This is a genomic window from Paraniabella ginsengisoli (assembly GCF_022513635.1).
GTDB classification, from domain to species: domain Bacteria; phylum Bacteroidota; class Bacteroidia; order Chitinophagales; family Chitinophagaceae; genus Niabella; species Niabella ginsengisoli.
Genome location: NZ_JAKWBL010000001.1, coordinates 925,981 through 947,295 on the forward strand (window position 1 = coordinate 925,981; position 21,315 = coordinate 947,295).

14 protein-coding genes and 1 pseudogene are annotated in these 21,315 nt (G+C 38.6%); 6 read left to right on the forward strand and 9 right to left on the reverse strand.

The features are described from left to right. Positions 1–9: 9 nt before the first annotated feature. From MKP09_RS28845 to MKP09_RS05300, 7 genes and pseudogenes are all read right to left on the reverse strand, one after another. On the reverse strand, positions 10–444 hold the full coding sequence (locus tag MKP09_RS28845) for a DUF4932 domain-containing protein (protein ID WP_490355043.1): 435 nt from the start codon (positions 442–444) through the stop codon (positions 10–12). Next, positions 369–869, reverse strand: coding sequence for a DUF4932 domain-containing protein (locus tag MKP09_RS28850; RefSeq protein WP_240826746.1), 501 nt, complete (start codon positions 867–869; stop codon positions 369–371). Before MKP09_RS28850 ends, MKP09_RS28845 begins: the two co-directional genes overlap by 76 nt. A gap of 26 nt (positions 870–895) precedes the next feature. Beyond that, positions 896–3,551 (reverse strand): annotated as a pseudogene (mutS, locus tag MKP09_RS27895) (DNA mismatch repair protein MutS). 171 nt (positions 3,552–3,722) lie between these two features. Then, positions 3,723–7,364, reverse strand: a complete 3,642-nt coding sequence (locus MKP09_RS05285) for a DUF4450 domain-containing protein (RefSeq protein WP_240826749.1) — start codon at positions 7,362–7,364, stop codon at positions 3,723–3,725. Further along, on the reverse strand, positions 7,364–8,188 hold the full coding sequence (locus MKP09_RS05290) for a glycoside hydrolase family protein (RefSeq protein ID WP_240826750.1): 825 nt from the start codon (positions 8,186–8,188) through the stop codon (positions 7,364–7,366). The genes MKP09_RS05285 and MKP09_RS05290 overlap by 1 nt, the downstream gene beginning before the upstream one ends. Beyond that, a complete protein-coding gene (locus MKP09_RS05295) occupies positions 8,185–8,418 on the reverse strand; it encodes a hypothetical protein (protein ID WP_240826751.1) in 234 nt (77 codons plus the stop codon). Before MKP09_RS05295 ends, MKP09_RS05290 begins: the two co-directional genes overlap by 4 nt. Before the next feature lie 22 nt (positions 8,419–8,440). Further along, positions 8,441–10,579 (reverse strand): hypothetical protein, encoded by a 2,139-nt coding sequence (locus MKP09_RS05300; RefSeq protein ID WP_240826752.1) that lies wholly within the window; start codon positions 10,577–10,579, stop codon positions 8,441–8,443. A 528-nt stretch (positions 10,580–11,107) separates the two neighbouring features. Here MKP09_RS05300 and MKP09_RS05305 point away from each other — a divergent pair. Further along, positions 11,108–12,136 (forward strand): glycoside hydrolase family 88/105 protein, encoded by a 1,029-nt coding sequence (locus tag MKP09_RS05305; RefSeq protein WP_240826753.1) that lies wholly within the window; start codon positions 11,108–11,110, stop codon positions 12,134–12,136. A 74-nt stretch (positions 12,137–12,210) separates the two neighbouring features. Here the strand turns inward: MKP09_RS05305 and MKP09_RS05310 are convergent, their stop codons facing one another. Beyond that, complete coding sequence (locus MKP09_RS05310) at positions 12,211–12,915, reverse strand: META domain-containing protein (protein WP_240826754.1); 705 nt, start codon at positions 12,913–12,915, stop codon at positions 12,211–12,213. 265 nt (positions 12,916–13,180) lie between these two features. After that, the gene (locus MKP09_RS05315) at positions 13,181–14,518 is read right to left on the reverse strand and encodes an amidohydrolase family protein (protein ID WP_240826755.1); all 1,338 of its coding nucleotides are present in this window, start codon (positions 14,516–14,518) and stop codon (positions 13,181–13,183) included. Positions 14,519–14,879: 361 nt separating this feature from the next. Between MKP09_RS05315 and MKP09_RS05320 the strand changes: the two genes are divergently transcribed. The 5 genes from MKP09_RS05320 to MKP09_RS05340 all read left to right on the forward strand — a co-directional run bounded on the left by MKP09_RS05320 (position 14,880) and on the right by MKP09_RS05340 (position 21,315). Next, positions 14,880–15,683, forward strand: coding sequence for a hypothetical protein (locus tag MKP09_RS05320; RefSeq protein ID WP_240826756.1), 804 nt, complete (start codon positions 14,880–14,882; stop codon positions 15,681–15,683). Next, entirely contained in the window at positions 15,637–17,493 is a 1,857-nt protein-coding gene (locus tag MKP09_RS05325; protein WP_240826757.1) for a DEAD/DEAH box helicase, read from the forward strand. Before MKP09_RS05320 ends, MKP09_RS05325 begins: the two co-directional genes overlap by 47 nt. A gap of 405 nt (positions 17,494–17,898) precedes the next feature. Next, complete coding sequence (locus tag MKP09_RS05330; RefSeq protein WP_240826758.1) at positions 17,899–18,942, forward strand: sulfatase family protein; 1,044 nt, start codon at positions 17,899–17,901, stop codon at positions 18,940–18,942. A gap of 227 nt (positions 18,943–19,169) precedes the next feature. Next, entirely contained in the window at positions 19,170–19,778 is a 609-nt protein-coding gene (locus MKP09_RS05335; RefSeq protein WP_240826759.1) for a hypothetical protein, read from the forward strand. Positions 19,779–19,908: 130 nt separating this feature from the next. Beyond that, entirely contained in the window at positions 19,909–21,315 is a 1,407-nt protein-coding gene (locus MKP09_RS05340; protein ID WP_240826760.1) for a sulfatase family protein, read from the forward strand.

The following is a 21,315-nucleotide window of genomic DNA, read 5'->3' on the forward strand; positions in this document are numbered from 1 at the left end:
TTTCATTAACTAAAGGCTGCCAACTCGCATAAGTGTTTTTTGCATTTGCTCAGACGTGATTCCAAACAGTTTTTTCGCACTGACGACGAGTTTTTCATTATTTATATTTTTGTCAAGTAAAGGATTAACAAAAGAGTGATTAAACTCGTGTGTGAGGAGTTGTTCAACATCATTTGAATTAAAAGTTGGATAACCCGAACTGTCGAATTGAGAACTGCCTATAATTGAGTACACGTCTAATAGGCTATTAACAGGTAATGCTCTCACACCGTAATTCGCCCTACCGTTGGAAAATCCTATAATGATATTAAAATTTTCCAAAGGTGGAGTTCCGTAAAATGCGGTGTACCATTTTTGATCGAAACTGATCATGGCAGTTTTAAATAATTGAATACCTCTATTATAGTATTCTTGATTTTCTTTAAAAAAACTGAAGAGTTTGATTTAATGTAAAAGTCATTCAGTAAATGAACATACTTCTTTGCATTTTTTAGACTCCATCGCGAATCCAAATGATTCTGGCTGTATTCCATAAAAGAAAATTTATTGCCGCTGTATTTTAAATGTACAGCCAATGACATCGGGCCATCAAATCCCATACCTGTCTCAATTCTCAGCTTTTTCGCAAACTGAATTAATTCATGATCCTTATAATGGTCGTAATGATCATGAATCCGATTTATATAGTTTGTCGCATTAGGCATATTGTATTCGTCATAGCTTGCCAAGCGTAATACAATGCTGATCAATTCTACACGTATGTCAAACCTGGGTTGTAATGATTGGTTCTCTGGAATTATTTTTTTGCTCTCCCCAGAACTGCAAGCGATCAGCAAAGACAAATAAATAATACAAAAGAACTGATTCATAGGTGACTTTTAGTGCGTTTTAAAACCTACTTAATCTTCCCTTTAATCTCCTGCAATTTCAATAAAGCTTCAACCGGCGTTAAACGGTTAATGTCAATATCTGAAAGCAATTGCCGTATTTCATCAAAGGTTTGGCTATGTGCATCAAAAATCGAAAGTTGAAATTCTGGCGTGTTTAGCTGCTTTACTTTTTGCGAAATGTTTTCGGTTTTCCGTTGTCCCGTCTTTCCGTCTTCCTGTCTTCTCGACTCTTCATCCACATGCTGCGTTTCCAGCTGCGTTAAAATTTCATTGGCTCTTTTAATCAGTGATGTGGGCATGCCTGCCATTTTTGCTACATGAATACCGAAGCTGTGTGTACTGCCACCGCGCGCGAGTTTTCTTAAAAAGATAATTTTATTGCCTGCTTCTTTGTTAGTGATATGATAGTTTTTGATGCGGTCAAATTTTTCTTCTAATTCATTCAACTCGTGATAATGCGTTGCAAATAATGTTTTAGGTTGATGAGGCGACTGATGCAAATGTTCTACAATACTCCAGGCAATAGAAATGCCATCATACGTGGATGTGCCTCGACCAATTTCATCTAACAAAATTAAACTTCTGTCTGTAACATTATTAATGATGGCAGCTGTTTCGTTCATCTCAACCATAAATGTACTTTCGCCACCGCTCAAATTATCTGATGCGCCAACACGTGTAAATATTTTATCCGTCAAAGAAATTTTTGCTTCCGTTACCGGAACAAAGCTTCCTATATGGGCTATCAAAGTAATAAGCGCAGTCTGCCGCAACAAAGCAGATTTACCACTCATGTTTGGCCCGGTTAATATGATAATTTGTTGATCGGTTTTATTTAATTCTGTGTCGTTATGAATATAACTTTCGCCAACCGGAAGGTTACGTTCAATAACCGGATGGCGGGCTTCTTTCAATTGCCAGTCATCGCCATCATGCAGCAACGGTTTTTTATATTGATAGTGAATGGCGTTGTGTGCAAAGCAGCAAAGGCAATCCAGAACAGCGAGTAAATTTCCGTTGGTTTGAACGGGTTGCAGGTAATCGAACAACTCATTCAATAACTGATCATACAGTTGTTGTTCAAGCACGAATATTTTGTCTTCAGCTCCGGTAATTTTTTCTTCGTATTCTTTCAGTTCGGGTGTAATATATCTTTCAGCATTGGCCAGTGTTTGCTTGCGTATCCAGCTTTCAGGTACGCGGTTTTTATGGCTGTTGGTCACTTCCAGATAATAACCAAATACATTATTAAAACCGATTTTTAAAGAGGTGATACCTGTTTTCTCGGCTTCGCTAGCCTGCATTTTTGCCAGGTATGCTTTCCCGCTTTGCGATATTTCACGCAGCTCATCCAGCTCTGTTGCAATGCCATTATTGATGAAACCGCCTTTAGTAGCTGTTGCGGGAGGGTTTTCGATGATCTCCTTAAAAATCTTATCAGCAATCAGCGGACAAGGATTAAGGGCATCGCCGATACGCTGTAAGTACGAGTTGCTATGTTTTAGACAGATGTTTTTGATCAGTTGTACCTGTTGCAGTCCTTTTGCTAATTGCAATACTTCGCGCGGATTTATTTTTTTGTAGGGATTTTAGCAACAAGCCTTTCAATATCGCCGCAATGTTTGATGGCTTGCACTAATTCGTTTCGCAGATCTGTTTCCTTAATGAAGGTTTCTACTAATTCTAAACGCTCATTTATTTTATTAATGTCAATTAGTGGAAATAATATCCAGCGTTTCAACATACGCGCACCCATTGGCGAAGCAGTGTTGTCCAACACTTTTAATAAGGTATGATTGCCGTCGTTGCTGCCATGTATCAACTCAAGATTGCGGATGGTAAACCTGTCCATCCATAAAAAATCATTTCGCTGAATGCTTTGCAGTGAAGTAATGTGTTGCAGATTAGGATGCTCTGTATCTTTTAAATAATGAATGATGGCACCGGCAGCAGTCAATCCTTTTCTTTGTTCATCAACACCAAAGCCTTTTAGCGAGTGGGTTTGGAAATGTTTTAATAAAGTATCCTGCGCATAGTTTTCATCAAAAATCCATTCATCCAAAGTATAGACATACATTTTTCCACCAAAGAATTCTTTGAACTTTTTCTGCTGATGGCGTTGAAAAACTACTTCAGAAGGGGAGAAGCTTTGCAATAGCTTATCAGCATATTCCCTGTCGCCTTCAGCAATTAAAAATTCGCCGGTAGAAAGGTCTAAAAACGCCAATCCAAAATTATGATCATCTACAAAATGCAATCCGGCTAAAAAGTTGTTGCTTTTATGTTCAAGCAATTTGTCGTTAATGGCCGTACCTGGCGTAACCATTTCGGTAACACCGCGTTTTACAATACCTTTAGCCTGTTTGGGATCTTCCAGCTGATCGCAGATCGCAACACGATAACCGGCCTTCACTAATTTATGTAAGTAAGTATCCAGCGCATGATGCGGAAAACCTGCCAGATCTAAAGAAGCTGCCGCTCCATTATTTCTTTTGGTAAGGGTAATGCCCAGCACTTGCGATGCAATCACAGCATCTTGTCCGAAAGTTTCATAAAAATCTCCTACACGAAACAGCAATATAGCATCAGGATATTTTTGTTTGATAGCCTTGTGCTGCTGCATCATTGGTGTATCTTCTATATTTTTTTTGCTTTGGACATGGCGAACAAAAATAGCGCAATGATTTTTTATTTAAAGTTCAATTTTTTGAACTACGGAGTTTGTAAGAATTGGAGTGGGAGAATCGGATTCAAATTATTCTACAGCATTTGAATATGATATTACCAATGTAAAGATGTTTGGTGCTCTTTAATGATAATAACTGTTTATTATCAGTTTCTTTGCAAAGTTAGGCTCATTAAGCCAATTAGAACTTCGTTAGTTAATGTTCGAAATGTTAACGAGTTCAATTCTTTATCTGGATTTAGAGGGATATCTAGTACGGTTCCCGCACCACCTTCTATCGCCATATTTGTAAAGCCTTTAATTGTTGTGTAGTCATTGTAAGATCTTGTAAGTTCGCCTGTTTTTAAAATCAAGCGATAAGGTTTGGCTCCGGTTTTGAATGCAAATCCATCATTCATATAATCTTGTTCTATTGGCCACCAATTTTCGGGGTTGATCAGTTCCAAAGAATCTTTCGATCCGTCTGTATAGGCTATATAAATAATTCCATTAACCATCTGGCTTTGTTGGTGATTAGTGGTACCTGCCATTAAAAGATAAGCATGAGATGATTTTCCGCTAAGCGGGATATTGATCGAATCCGGGAATTGGTCCCATTGTGAAGTATAAGCAATGTTATTTTGTGTGCCAATGTTGAAAGGTATCTTATCAAGATATACTGCTTTCTTTTGTATTCCTGCTTCAGCGATCTCGGGCTGAATAAGCGGGTAGCACCAGTTGCCAATACCCTGCCATGGAATTTGTAAAGTAGTGCTTGTCGCGCTGGGCGAAAGATACTTATGTTTAAAGGTATTGGTGATATTGTCGTTAAGGATGTTGTCAATTTTTATCGGCTCGTATTGAGCTGAAGCAGGAACATCCCAATTGGTTATAGTTTGAATGGTGCTGGTTCCATCACTTAAATTAATGAAGATTTTATTTCTTCCTTTATTCAGATGAGTGGCGCTTAATGTGAAATTTTTTGTTGCTCCGGCGTCTATTGAAAATGTTTCTTTATAATTGTTAAGGTGCAATACTCCTTCTTTGCGTAATGACGTATGATTGATACATTTAATAGCGGAACTCTTTTCATTGGTTTCAGTTTCTATTATCTCAATGGCGGGCTTTGTGTGAATGGATACCGGTTGAATCCATGTGGCATTCCCTTGTTTTAAATGCAACAGTAAGTTATGATTCCCATCTGTGTTAGCATGTAGTTCGTTGATTTGGGTTCCTTGCTGCGGAAAGGAAAAAGCATCCTGAATATCATCTATTTTTTGAATTGATAATTTTGAATAGGGAAGTTTGAATTTTTCACCTTTTACCGAGTTGATAATGGATACATCCTTTTTTAAAGCATTGCCACTCCATATAATCTTTACTTCATAATTCGATTGTGCGCCTGCGTTTATTTCTATTGCCGGGTTATGCATCGTATTTTGAACCCAATGATATTTTGCTTTCTTGCCGTTTATATAAACATTTTCTACTCCATTTTTAAATGCATTCACGCGTAACACAAGGTTCATCTGCTTGCTGTAACGTGGTTTTATATTATATACAGATTCGTTTCCCGATGCTTTAAAATCAAATAAAATATTTGGTAAAGAAAGCTTTGCAAACCGCCAATCTGAAGGAAAGCCAGGATGTATATATAGTGAACCGCTTAAGGCGTCTGGAACAATGCCAAAAAGTCCTTCGGTTAATGTGCGGGCTGCTACGCCGATCGGATCTGCAAAGTCACGGTACAACTCGCCTCTTACTGCATCGTAGAAGGATAGCTGTTGAAAGCCGCCAGGACTGGAGCTTAAATACATGCTCTCTACAATACTGCTCTTCCAAAGATTGAAGGCATTATCATTTTCACCACTTTGCCAATATGCTAAAGCTGTGTTCAGGTTTTCTGCCAATGCAACATTATTAACACTCCAGGTATAAGGTTGCCAATTTGTAGTGGACAATAGTTGCAGATCATTAAAAGGAAGATCTTTCGCCTTTACTGGAATATGCGGTATATTATCATCTACATAACGTAGCATCTGAAATTGTTGAGCAGGCGTTGCTATTCCACCATCGATGGCGTGATAAATAGTCCAAAGGCCGGGAGCCGAATGAGCGAGCTTAAGGCCCAATATATCTCTATTTTCTGCAAACGTTCCTTTTTCATTTAGCCATAGTTTTTGATTCAGGGCTTTAAGTATTTTAGCTGATTCTGTTTCGTAAGCAGTTGCATCTTCCTTTAACAATTTGGCAATATAAGCGGCCATTTTATTTGCCCGGTAGTTATATGCTGTTGCATGTGTGACGCCGCCACCACTGTATTGCAGCGCATCACTAGCCCAGATGCACGCGTAAGCATCATAAAGTCCATCATCGTCTATATCATAATTTCTTTTCTCCCATTGAAGATGCAATTTAATAGACGGCCATACTTTTCTGACATAGGAAATATCTCCTGTGTATTTTAAATGAGTAAGTAGCTGGTCTATAAATACGAGGTTCATATCATAATGATGCGGTTGTATTTTCCCATCGGGATTGCGACAGATGTAACCGTTGCTGAACATTGCATTACCCATTCTTTCTTTTTGTCTGGCAAAATGTAATGCGGTGTCAGGTTCTATATTTCCTGCATCTATGTTAGTTACCTGTGATTTTAAATAACTATCAAAATGCAATCTGGCTCTGTCATGCCAACCTAATGCATCCGCAACATAAGCGCCCCGCCATGCAGGTAATCGCATGCGCCATGCCACGGAACCGTGTAAATAACTGGGAGCTTCCCAAATAGCATCAGCAGCAATAGATAATGCACTTCCGAGAGGATTTATATAAACATCAGGTGTTTCTAAAATTACTCTGTTTGCTATTTTCTTTCTTGCCTGTTCTGCTTTTTGAAAAAGGCCATCAAGCATGGCGTAACTGATAGAAGAAAGATTGTTCTTTAAAAGCAGATAGGAAACATTGTTCTCAACTTTTACCGAAGCTACAATAGCGGGTGCTGTAACTGTATTATGTGATTTAAATAATTGTAAAGGCGATTCTTGTTTATAAGCATCTGCAAGTTTTACTGTGCTGTTTAATGGAAATATGCCTGATATAATTTTGGGCTTATCTTTTTTAGTGGAGTCAGGCTTTTTCCCATATTGAATTTCGTACCGCTCATCATCCGTCAGGGGTTTTGTAAAACCATAGTATAATTGAAATGTATGCCCTTTGATGTTGTATTGATTGTCTTTGCAATAAGAAGGATCAAGGTAGAAAGAAGATTCCGGATCCGCTCCGATATCGCCGTCACGGCTGAATTTTTTGCCTGTTGCTCCGCCATAAGCTATAATCAATGATGTATTGGCGGGTACGTCTTTTGTCTCCAATTTCAGTATCATTCCTTCTTCTTCTGCCATAGCAAGTACTGAAATGTAAAGCCTTCCATTTTTTAATAGTTTGTCTTTTATTTCATAAAGCATAGCGCCCGGCCTGTAAGTGGTTTTTATATCATCGGCTTCGGTTATCCATTTGCTTTGGTTGTTGAATAAAATTCCAATTTTACAATTACCACCCATTCCCGGCATGTAGAGGGCAAATTCGGGCAAGTCTCCAGCTTCAACCCTAAAACCAGTATTTGTGCCATACAGGGCACGATTGAATTTTTTAGCGCCTTGATGTAAAATGAAATCTGTACCCGACGGCTTGTAATGGAGCACCCTTTCCTTATTATGCCACAGCTGAGCCATGGCTTGAAAACCAAAGCCCAGGGATATTAAACAAGCCAGTGTTGTAAACAGGAAATATTTTATGTAATGCGGCATTAAACAATTTTGAAAATAAAAGAGGAGGCTGTCATAAACTTGCCACCCTGAGATGTCATAAATAAATAAGTCGGTTTTCCATTTTCTAAAAGTAATTGAGGCCGTTCAAATCTGCCGTAACGCGATAAGTGAGATGGGGCAGGAGCTTGTTTGATATACTTGTCTGCTTCATAAAATGCAATCTCTGGTTTGCTCCAATGTTTGCCAGTCTTCGAATGCATAATGATACCATATTCATGATTGTAATAACCCATGTCTCTGGCTATCATATAAAATTTATTTTTTTCATACCAAACAAAGGCATCTTCCAATTGGGCATTGTTTCCCCGCTTTGAAAAATCTATTACTGGATTACCGTCATATTTTATGAATGGGCCTTCAGGGTTATCGGCAATGGCTAATCCATATTTTCTGTTGCCTCTTATGGAGCCTTTTGTTTCTTCATATTCTTTTGTATTCCATGATTTATAATATAGCAGATATTTACCTTTATGATGGATAACAGAAGGATTTGTTGTACAATGATCATCCCAGCCGCCTTCTGGCCCAGGTAGTAAAATGGGGGCGTCGGTTCTTTGCCAAGGGCCGTTAAGTGACTCGGAAACGGCGAGGCCAATACGCTTAGTATTTGTTTTGCCATTTGAATTACCCATATAGTACAGATAATATTTTCCATTGAATGTTGTAATGAATGGATTATGGCAAGTGGTTGCATCCCAATAACCTTCCCGCGGCTTTAGTATCGTACCCACAACATTAAATTCAGATTCAGGGTTATCGGCAACAGCGTGTGCAATTTCGCAGCCATTGATCCATCCGCTCATTTTCTTTTTACTGTCCCATCGTGAGAAAAAACATGAATCTTTCCATCAGGCCCTTTAATAGGGGTGTTGCACCATACGTAATACCCTTCAAGCTCTAATGCTCTGCCTACGGGCTTTAAGCGTTTGGCAAAGTCAGATACTGGTTCCCAAGATGTCAGAAAATTATCAGGTGCTATGCATATTGCTGCACTGATCAGGCTGCTTTGATGTATGAATTGTTTTCGATTCATTGATATGGTATTGCTAAAAAAATCAAGGCATCTTTTGCAGGCCTTCAGTCTTCACCTTCCATTTACCGTTTTTGGGTATACCAGGAAGTTTATGATTTGCCTGATCATACCCGGCACACATCATAGCAACAGCCGCAAGCAATCCTCCATTACCGGGCAGGTAAATAGTTAACCGGCCTTCCTGGTAATTGTGTCCGTTAGGTAAGTAGGTGTTGGTTTGTATGTCCATTAACAAAGCATCAATCGCTTTGTCGGGTAAACCCAGTCTGGTTGCGGTCATAGCTGTCATTGGAAAATCCCATCCCCATGTATCATGCCAGCTCCAGTTATTCCATATCCAGTTGAAAGTGTTTTTCATGATATGCTCATCAAGCATAGACGTCTTTGGCATCATTCCAAATGCTCCAAATACAGAAGGATGATCGGTTTTGTATTCAGGATTAGTGTAAGAATCAGTTGCACTTTCGGCAAACAAGTACTTGTCTTTTTGTTTTGGCAGCGGCGATAGATCTTTTAATACAGCATCCCATTTTTCATTTCTTTTTAAACCAAGGCGCTTGCGCCATTGCTGTGCTACGTTCAAGGCCCAATGCCAATACACTAACTCATAAGTTGGATTGAATGTTTCTTCAGCATTAAATCGCTCCTGTGCTGGAATAAGGCCTTTGCCTAAAATGTATTTATGTGTTACAGAATCATATCTTGCGAAAGATGCCATAAAGTCTGCAGTACCAAAAACAAGGTCTTTGTACTTATTAAGTATAGCTTTACTATTATTGGCACGATACAGTAATTCAGTAAAATAAATGAAGTGCGGTTGCTGCCAAATAAGAAATGCACCAATAGATGAAGGCACTTCACGGCCTTCATTGTCAGTCATTTTTTGCCAGCGCAAACCTTCGTAACCTTGTCTTTGGGCTATTCCTTTTGCTACATCTGCTACTTTAAGATACCAGTCTACACTTTTTTGTAATAACTCAGGCCGACCCCATAAGGCAAAATGGATACCGTGCCACCAATGCATTTCCAGGTGTGGTTTTCCATACCAGCTATTATAGGTAAGGCCTGTTTCCTGTGGTGGAAAATCGTCTGCACATTGAATGCGGGTAAGATACTGTGACAGAATGATGCGGCGCTCTAATTCATTAGCGCGAGAATCAGTACTTCCTGCAAAATCAATTGCGCCACCACTATTCCAAAACTCAAACCATCCTTTTGTGCTGCTGGTTTTTGTTGCTGTAAAAGAGGGCGCGGTTGTTTTTTTCTCTTGTGCAGAAAAAGAGCAACTATATTCAAAATCATTAGTATTTGTTGGAGTAATCAAAAAGTAATGAGGTTGTTTTTCTTTGAAAGTGGCTTTTGATGACCAAAGTGATTGAATAAAGTAATGAGTAGTATCCAATACATGCTTTATCGTTGATGCATTGGCTTGCTTGTTGACTATTGTTGATTGGTGCTTGTTTTCGCTTGTCCAGTTGTTGCCTCTGTCGTCCCAACTACCTGTTGGATAAGGAAGTCTTACACGGATACTAATACGCCCTTTGAGCATTAATGGAGAATTGATTTTTACAGCTATTGCATCTTGTTGCTGATGGCCATAAGTGATTACTTTTACTGGCACACCTTCTACTGTAAAGGAAGAACTAATGCTGCCATCCCACATGTCAAGTGATTGCTGAATATTCTTTATGTCTGCCAGGGAAGCCAACGAGCCATTATTTTTGGTGATTTCGAGGCCAATATTAGCCAGATGCAGGCGGTGTTCATTTTCTCTGAAATAATCAGCGGTTTTTTTATTGATTTCTGGCCCGCTACCATTTTGTACTGCATAGCTTACATCCCTGCCATTTAAATGATAGACGCGCAGCGCATCTTCAAATTTGTAATTATGAACATTCGGAAATGCATGCCAACCCCATGCACTTTGTGTGCCTAAGGGAACGCCTTTTGCATATTCATCTGGAAATGATTGCAGACCTGTTACATCAACCGTAAAAGCAAAAGATCCATTGCCTACTGAGAGGGAAGCGAGCGTGTCTGCTTTGTTAAGTTTTACTGTATGACGTTGTACCAACTGCTTCCTGTCAATTTTTGTTTGTGCATTAACTGTGAAACAAAAGAATAGTAAGGCAATTGTTACCGTGATTAATTTTAGGTTCATATGAGCAATCTTTCGATGGATAACAAATTTAATAGGAAACAAGGTATGTTACGTCCTGTACAATCCTGCTTCTCAGGGATTTCGCTTTTAGATAAATTTGTTATCTATTTTCCCCGCAGATGAGCGCAAATTTTTAACAGCAGATGTACGCACAAAAAGAATCAGCGGCAATCAGCGGGAAAAAAATACTCAAATGTTAAAAGCGTAATCCCTGTCCTGCTTTTCTGATTTATCGATAGTGTAATTGTCGTTTATATAAGATGAAATATATTCCACAAAAAAGTGTGCGACGCAACAAAGATGATATTTGTTTATTGCTGATTCAATAGAAAATTAATACAACATTAAAATAAGCATGTCAGGACGCCACAGGATGGAGTAATAATTGCGATGAAGTAATATTGAAGTCTAACGAAATCAAATTTTTGCCATGAGATTCAAGTTTATAATGCTACTTAGCTTAGTTTTTATTTTAAGCGGAAATTCCTTTGGTCAAAAGCTTCCATCGAAAAAAGTATTTTGAAAACGATGAGGCTTACCAATCAATATTTCATGAATAAATGGCCTGATGCCGGTAAGACGATCATTACTAATAAAGAAAGGCCGAGCAATATTTGGACAAGAGCGGTTTATTATGAAGGCTTGATGGCGCTGCATAAAGTTGATCCTCAGAAAAAATATTATGATTATGCTGTACAATGGGGTGAAAAACATAAGTGGGGATTGAACGGAGGAACGAGTACTAAAAACGCAGATAATCAATGCTGCGGACAAATCTATATTGATTTGTACCTGATAGATAAAAAGGAAGAGCGTGTAAAAGATATTAAAACCTGTATTGATAATGTAGTGGCCAGCGACAGAAATGAAGACTGGAGCTGGGTTGACGCGATTCAAATGGCGATGCCCGTTTTTACAAAACTAGGTAATTTGTATAACGATAAGAAGTATTTCGACAAGATGTACGACATCTATGCATACACGAAAAATACGCATGGAGATAAAGGTTTATACAATCGGGAAGATCATTTATGGTGGCGCGATAAAGATTTTGACCCACCCTATAAAGAACCAAACGGTGAAGATTGTTACTGGAGCCGTGGCAATGGATGGGTGCTTGCTGCATTGGTAAGAGTATTGGATGAGTTACCATCATCTGATCCACACTATGCGGAATATTTACAAGACTTTAAAGACATGAGTGCAGCGTTGTTAAAAATTCAAAGACCTGACGGGTTGTGGACGGCAAGTTTGCACGACCCTAATCATTTTGGTGGTAAAGAAATTACCGGTTCGTCTTTATTTACTTATGGATTTGCATGGGGTGTAAGAAAGGGGTTTCTTGATAAAAAGAGTTACTTGCCAGCAATTACAAAAGCCTGGAAAACTATGGTGAAAGATGCTGTTCATAAGGATGGGTTTTTGGGATACGTTCAGGGTACAGGGAAAGAGCCTAAAGACGGGCAGCCTGTTACTTACACAAGTAAGCCAGATTTTGAAGATTATGGTTTGGGCTGTTTCTTATTAGCAGGAACTGAAGTGTATAAGCTAAAATAATGTTTGAGATTGATTAATAAGCAAAAAAGCAGGCGCTCTTAAACGAACGCCTGCTTTTTTATTTAAAAAAACTATTATTTCTTTTGAAGCCGCATCACTGCTATATCTCCCATGATCAGAGTTAATGTATTTTCTGAAATACTAAACTTGTTGATGGTTTGCAAGGTTTTGAAGAAGGTGCTTTCTCCCTGGCCTTCGCAGGCCATTTTAGTACTCATTGGCATTCCGAATTTTATATTGCCGCCATCCAATTTGAATGAGACCCTGAAATTATTGCAACTGCTGTTTCCGGTTGCTATTGTATCGGGAAGATTAAATGTAATAGTTGGTTTTTTATTAGGGTATAAACCATTGAATGCGATTCGCGGTCCAGAAATATAATCTACTTCCCAGCTGCCGTTTAAAAGAGCTCCCTCATTGACTGTAGTTACCGCCTGGAAACGAGCCAGTGGCGCCATTTTAGCTTTGTTCAATGATAAAATATTGTTGGCAATAGTGTAGTTATCTGCTGTGCCGAAAACATTTTTTAGCTGATTTTCAATGCTCATATCTTCACACGCCATCATTGTAGACATGCCTTGCTCAAATTTTATTTTTCCATTATCAGATGATGTGTACGTGCCTCCCAGTCCGTTACATCCGCCGGATGCAGTATAGCGATTTTCCTCGCCGCTATTAAACTCGATAAAAGGCTCTTTATTGTTTATTTTATCTGCAACAGGCTGTCCGCCAATTTCAATCAGTTTCCACTTCTTGCCGGTTAAGGATGTTGTTTCCATGTTGTTTTCAGATGTGGTGGTTTTTTTGTATTGCTACAAGCGTTTAAAAGAATCAAAGCTAGTGCAAGTAGATAGAGGGGTTGTTTCATCAGTTTGTTTTTATGTTTTTAATGGTCAAATGAAATTGATTAATAACATTGATATTGTTTTTTTACCTCATCGAACTTCGTTCTTCAAATACTCATTTGCGTAGAATGATTACGGCTCATTCGTGGCTGAAGTTTATGTCCGAATTTACAACTATTCATACAAATTATCTTTTAGATTAAAAAACGGTGTTGCCTTTATATATGAGTGATTTTACAGGAGAAATGCGGGATACAGCTTCAGCTGAACAACTCGCTTCTAATAATACAGCATCGGCATCAATACCTTTCTTAGGCCATTGCTGCTTTCCTGTGTCATCCAATGGTAATATATTTTGCGTAGCAAGTTTCAAACTTCGGGAAAGGTCGAATTCCGTTGCATAACCATAAAGTTGCGCCATAACATTTGTTTTTTGCAATACGCTACCTGATCCCCATGTGTTCCAGTGATCAATGATGCAATCATTGCCTGCTGCAACGCTAACGCCATATTTATAAAGTGTTGGAATAGGCATGATCAATCCGCCAAACGGTATGGTTGAAACAATCCCTATTTCAGCCGCTGCCAACTTATCTGCAATAGCTTCCTGTTGTGCTTTTTCCAGTTTACCTAATACAAAACAGTGACTAAGAAAAGTTTTACCTTTTAATACCGGATTATCATTTACGCGATCAATAAGGTATTCTACTGTTTTTAAACCCGAGTCACCAGACTCATGCAAATGTATATCTATGCCTTTATTGTATTCAAGGGCCAGGTTTACAATAAAGTCTATTGATTTTGCAATATCTCCATCAACCGAAAAAGGATCAACGCCGCCTATAAAATCAATATCCATTTTGGCAGCTTCTTTCATATACGGTACCGAATCTGTATAATATAAACCATGTTGTGGAAATGCGACCAGCTCTGCACCAAAGGTTTTTTTCTTGTTTTCTAAAGCTTCCTGAAGATTTGTAAGTGATTTTAGTTTTGAAGTAGGTTCGATATTTACATGGCTTCTTGCAAAAGAAGATCCACGTGATTGCAAAAGTTCGATCAATTTTTCTGCACGTTCAACCGATGTATTCAACAGTTCCGGCAGTATTTGCTGTTCCAGCGCGATCATACCTTTTACACCTCCTTGTCTTCGCCGCACAGCTTTCCACGGCCCTCCATAAAAAGTTTTGTCCAGGTGGATATGCATATCTTTAAATGCTGGCAGCATTAACCAACCTTTGGCATCAGTTGCCATTGCATTCGGGTCGTTGGGTAATATGGCTGAAAATTTGCCATCAGCAATTTCAATGCAATACAATTCGGTTTTTGTAGCTATTACTTCATTGCCATCATATTCAAAACCCGTTTCCAGTCTTACATTTTTTAATTTCATATTTTGACTTTCAGCATTTATAGGTTTTCTTGTTAAAGAATCATCATTCCATTTTTTTGCAAACGATGGCGTAATACCCGCTCCAAGCGCTGCTATCGCACTGTTTTTTATAAATTTTTTTCTTGAAATATTAGAATTGTTCATTATTTGTACCTTTCGCCAAAGGTAATAGCTTATTAGGTTACAGCTTATTATTGGTAATGGTTGATTATTGAAAAGTTATAATTTATTGAAGTATGATTGTATAGTAAAAACGTTTTCATCTATTATATTTGTGCGCCAGATAAGTGATATAATGGCGATAGCAAATACAAGGAATTTTCTACTTTTTCAACCGGCAAATTTATTCTCTAAAAAACCGGTCATATCTTTACGGCAACTGATCAAGACACCCGACGGAATTACAATAGGAGAGCAGCCTCTTACACGAGCACAGCTCAGAACGGCTTTCAAAGGGTTTAATGATGAAACTTTAAAATCGATCCTGTGCTTTTCAAATATTGAATTGCAGAAAATTACTGCAGCGCTGCATCAACAATGTGGTTATATTACTGATGATATAGATAAACAAGCGGCAGTGCAGAACGCGTATAAGCGACAGATATACGCGTTCGTTGGTGCAATAAGGCGTCTGTCTGTTAACGAGTGGTATCATCCGGTGCAAACCGGTGACAAACGCATTCAAAACATTAAATGTAGTTTTTATCAATATCCAGTTGAAATCGCTTTTAGAGTGCGTAAAGCTGCTCTTTCTTTTTCCATTGAAATTTTTGTGGAGATTGGAAAGAAACAATTGCGAATAGATGATTTTTGCCGTTTTGATTTTTTATTAGAACGCGATCATTGTTATTATCAGATATCTCCGAAAAGCTTTGATGCCTTGGATTGGTTTTTAACACAGTGTAAGCTGGAATGGAGTACAAACGAGACTGACGAGCTTGAAATAGTTTTAGGGAAATTGGATCAATGGCAGGTTAAGATAGACCGCACCGAATTTACTGAAACGGAAACGATATGTGTAGTGCCGCAAGTACAGGTTTTGTTGAGTGAACTTAGTAATACCTTTTTGAAACTCGAACCTCAATTTGTATATGATGGCATCATTGTGGAGGGTTTGTTTGAACCCATTTCTAAGGTTGAAATAGCTAACAGGATAGTCAATATTACAAGAAACGAAGAAAAAGAAAAGGAACTGGTTGAGTTTTTACAATCCTTGCATGAAAAATTCAGCAATCAAAATAATGGTTTCTTTTATTTAACGTTTGCGGAAGCACAAAAAAGAAGCTGGTTTTTTAAAAGCCTATCATAAACTTCTTGATAATGAAATTGATTTGCTTGGAATTGATATGTTGCGGCATTTTCGTTACTCGCCTCATAAAGCCGAAACGATCATTAGGCAACAGGCAGACGAAGGAGACTTCGCTTGTATAGCATTTGTGGTGAAATTTGGTAAAGAAGTTGTGCCTTTGAGCAGCTTGCAAAAAGCGTTGCTCAACAACCAGAAAGCAGTGATGTTGAAAGATGGTAGCCTGGGTATATTGGGTGAAGACTGGATGAAACAATATGCTTTAATAATGCGCCATGGAAAAGTAAGAAAGGATGAAATACTTGTAGCCAAATGGTTGATGCTTGGTGATATTACCAGTGACGGAGCTGATGGTGAACCTTTAGTTAAAACAGGTATCGGCATAGAATGGTTTGGTAAATGGCAGAAATGGGAAAAGCAGGAAGCTGAACTTTATCCAATACCGGATGGCCTGAAAATAAATGAGTTGCGCTCGTATCAACGAACAGGATATGAGTGGATGCGGTTGCTCGCTGAAATTGGTGCCAGTGGCTGCCTTGCCGATGATATGGGCTTGGGTAAAACCTTGCAAACAATCAGTTTTTTGTTATATAAAATAGAGGCTAATCCTCTTAGTAAACATTTGGTAATAGCTCCGGCAAGCCTTTTATATAATTGGCTAAAGGAGCTTGAGAAATTTTCGCCAGTTGTAAAAGTTGTTATTCTACATGGTGCTAGTAGAGACATGCAGTTACTAACTAAAAATGAAGCGCAGGTTTTTATTACAAGTTACGGCACCATGCGACAGGATTTTCATTTACTTGAAAATATTGCATGGGAGACGATTGTGCTGGATGAAAGCCACCACATAAAAAACCCGGCTGCGTTAACAACCAAAGCTGTGTGGCAACTTACTGCAAGAACAAAAATTGCTTTAAGTGGAACGCCCATTATGAACAATACAAGCGACCTTCACAGCCAGATACATTTTTTAATGCCCGGTTTATTAGGCTCGCCTGAGTTTTTTAAAAAGGAATATGCGATACCAATCGAACAACAGGCAAGTGAAGAGAAAGCTGCTGCCTTGCAAAAACTTATAAAGCCTTTTATTTTAAGGCGTACAAAAGAACAGGTAGCAAAAGATCTTCCTGAAAGAACAGAATCTATTTTATGGTGTGAGATGGATGCCGATCAGCGGAGTGCTTATGAAAGTATTAAGGAAGAAGTGCGTACAAATATATTCACAGAAATAAAAGAAAAAGGCCTTAACAAGGGGAAACTAAGTGTGCTGGCTGGTTTGACCAAGTTGAGGCAACTTTGCAACAGTTGTGAACTTATAAAAGATGAAGATATATTTACTTATAATAGCGTGAAAACAAAGGTGCTGATCAATGAGCTAAATTGTATTATACCCCAGCATCGCGCGCTGGTGTTTAGTCAGTTTACTTCTATGCTTGATTTACTGGAACGTGATCTGAACAAAGCAGGAATAGAAACCTTGAGATTAGACGGTCAGACTGATGTGAAGAAAAGACAGGATCTCGTAAACACATTTCAATCAGAAGAAAGCACCACGTCCGTTTTTTTGATTAGCTTAAAGGCCGGAAATACTGGGCTTACGCTAACCAAAGCAGATTATGTATTTCTATTCGATCCTTGGTGGAATATGGCAGTTGAAAGCCAAGCCATAGATCGCACACACCGGATCGGCCAGCAACAACAGGTGTTTGCATATAGAATGATATGCCGTGATAGCATTGAAGAAAAAATACTGAAAATGGCAAGTGGGAAAAAAGACTGGCAGATGATCTTATTACCACAGAAGAGAATTTAATGAAAGGGCTGACGATTGAGGATATACAATTTCTGCTGGAATGATAGTTTGAAAATGCGGTATAAAGGCTTCGTCAAGCTCAGCCTGACAAGTACCGAGGCACTGTCACCCTGAGCTTGCCGAAGGGTCTTTTTCTCATAAATAAAAGTGCAATTTGTTATACACCTGCTTACTGATTTCATGTTATTCGAAATATGATTAATGCTTTGAGACAAATCATCTAGATTTTGAATAGCATGTTTCCCGGTACTTTTAGTAACTTGGCTTCGCCATTTGAAATAACTGGCGTTAAGATTTCTTGATTCCCCATAATGTTGAATTAATCATAGGAATAAGCCTTCGAAAATTATGTTTAAACTGCCAGCTGTTAACAGTTCTTGCCTTCTGTATAAGAATATACATATTATGAAGAAAGTTCAAAGAATTGCTGAATTATATATTTGTCCAAATATAGCCAGGATGATTGCGGCAACTATTTTTAGCCTGCATATTTTCATCTTGACGAGTGCTCAAAGCAAACCCAATATTGTATTATTTATTTCAGATGATTTGAATCAGCAGGATGTTGGTTGTTATGGAAATGCCGATGTTAAAACACCTAATATTGATTTGTTAGCTTCTGAAGGGATGCGCTTTAATAAAGCATATGCTGCATCTCCGATGTGTGCACCGTCAAGAAGTGTAATATTTACAGGTCTTTACCCATTTAAAAATGGTTCGCAAATGAATCATTTTACTGTGCATGCCCGAACGCCCAATCTTCCACAGTTTTTACAGAAGCAGGGATACCGTGTTGTTATTTCCGGAAAGGTGGATGTTTACCCAATAGATAATTTCCCTTTTGAACGTATTGGTGAGGAGTTCGGCAAATATGCACCTGTTGAAAATAGATTAGATCGTAAAATGGAAACAGTGCGAATGATAGAGGAACATTTCAAAACAAAACCTGAACAACCCATCTGCCTGATTATAGCTCCCTGGGTGCCGCATGTTCCCTGGTTTCCGAATCGCGATTTTGATCCTGAAAGATTAAAATTGCCTGATTACCTTGCCGATACTAAAGAAACCCGCCACGCACTTGCATCTTATTATCAAAGCATCGGTGAAGCAGATAAGATGCTTGGCGAAGTAATGAAAGCGCTTGATCAAGCGGGCAAGAAAGAGAATACTGTAACAATGTTTACTTCCGATCAGGGCGCACAGTTCCCGTCAGCAAAATGGACCGTGTATGACCGCGGTTTACGAGTGCCGCTTATTGTACGTTGGCCGGGAAAAACAGTAAAAGGAACGGAGTCGGATGCGTTGGTTTCGTTGGTCGATCTTACGCCGACGATGGTTGATATTGCCGGAGGAAAGGCGGAGCAGAACTGGGACGGCGCTTCTTTCAAGGACATTCTTTTGAATAAGAAAAAACACATCACGAATATGTTTTTGCAGAGACATCTGTAGAACCTCATTACTGGTATAATTATACTCCGGCACGGGCGGTTATTACAGATGACGGACTTCATTATATCCGCAACTACCATCCTGGCCTGCGTTTTATAACACATATTGATAAAGTCGAGCGTAATGAATTTTATTTTGATTCATGGATAGAACACGCGAAAACAAATGAACGTACGAGGTTTTTATTAGATCGTTATAGTTATAGGGTGCCAGAAGAGCTTTATAATTTGAATACAGACATATCAGAATTTAAAAATCTTGCAATACAAACTGCACAAAGCAAGCAGCTGACAGAAATGCAGCAGCTATTGGAAAAAGAGTTAGACCGACAAGGCGAAACTGAAACTATGATCTTAGATGGAACACTGCCGGCATTTTTCGATCAGAGTTATAGCGTCGATCAAAATAAAAGTGCTGCAGACCTTTCTTTTAATAAAAAACTCTGGAATCCTGATGTACTCTATATTACAGCGTACTTAACCAATGTTGACAAAGGAGGGGTTATTTGTGATTACTTCGATAATTTCCAACTTTATGCCTATCAAGGTAAAATTGGAGTTAAGATAAATGACGGTTTAATATTGGAAAATATCGTTCTGCCAAAAACAAAAGGGCAACTTCTTTTTAGATTATCTGCCAGCGGTGATCTTGAAATTCGATTTGATCATGATATAATATTGTCAAAAAAGCTTGCTAAAGATTTTACAAAGATCAAAGCCGGATACGTTACCAATGGCCATTTACAAGGCGAAGAGCAAGCTGGGAAGTTGCAAACTTATAAGGGAACTATTTATGACCTTAGGTTTACAATGAACGAATTATCAAGAAAGCCGTAATTATTTTAAATGTTCTTTACTAAACACATCGTGCAAAATAGAATATTGACAAGCTAATTAAACCTTTGGCCTGCATGGCCATCAAAGAGCCTGATGAAGTTCAAAAATTTTAGTTTATAAAAAGAAATTGATGCGATACTGTTTTTTAAAAACATTCATTGCCTGCCTGCTGTTTACTTCCACTGCTATTGGCCAGCAATCGAATAAGCAACCCAACGTTTTATTCATAATGGCAGATGATCTTACGATGAGGGATCTTCAGCCATATGGCAGTACACAGGTGAAGACACCAAATCTGTCGCGGTTAGCAAAAGAAGGTGTATGTTTTGATAATATGTTTAATGTGGTGCCTATTTGTGCTCCCACAAGGCAAACGCTCTTAACGGGCCTTGGCCCTGTGCGGAATGGCGCTTATCCTAATCATAGTGTTATTTATGATGGTATTAAAACGCTTCCGGTCTATTTGAAAGATTTAGGTTATAACACCGCATTAATTGGTAAAAAACATTTTGGCCCGGCGCCTTCTTATCCGTTTGATTTTTTAGGAGGTCGCAATCATGATAATGGAAAAGGACAGGATGTATATTTGAGCAAAGCTGAAGCATACATTCATGCATCCGCTGACAAGCCATTTTTCCTGATGTTTACAAGCAATCAACCACATGGTCCATGGAACAGGGGAGATCGAAGCCAATATGATGCATCTAAGATCAAGCTCGAACCTAACATGATTGATACTAAAATGACACGTGAAGAGATGGTTGATTATTTTGCTGAGATCACCTATCTTGATAGTCTTGTTGGGTACTGTCTTGATATGATTGAACGAACCGGTAATAAAAATAATACGATCGTGATGTTTGCATCAGAACAAGGCAATTCTTTTCCTTTTTCTAAATGGACATTGTATGATCAGGGACTTCGCTCTGCCTTTATTGTGCGCTGGCCTGGTGTGGTTAGTTCAGGCACACGTAGTAATGCGATGGTTCAATACACTGATATACTCCCGACATTGATTGATATTGCCGGGGGCAATCCTATGTCAATGAACACAGGTTCTAAAGATGCATTAGGAAATACAGGTTTTGACGGTGAAAGTTTTAAAGAAGTTCTTACTGGTAGACGAAATAAAATGCGGGAGTATGTTTTTGGTGTAAATACAACACGGGGTATTATAAACGGAAGCGAAGCCTATGCCAACAGATCTATCAGAAATGATCGCTATCTTCTTATTCATAATCTTAATTTTAAAAATAGCTTTTCGAATGTTGTAACTTCTTCCCCTTTGTTTAAGCAATGGATGAAAGTAAATGCAGAAAGGGCAAAACAGTATGTAATAAGGCCGGAAGAAGAATTGTATGATGTTATAAAAGATCCGTGGCAACTTAATAATCTGGCTCAGCAAACTGCATATAAAGACGTCAAGCAAAAACTCAAGGATAAGCTTAAAGAATTTATGAAACAACAAGGAGATGAAGGAGTGAATACAGAAATGCAGGCATTAAGCCGTCAGCCACGCAATGAAGGAAATGATTAA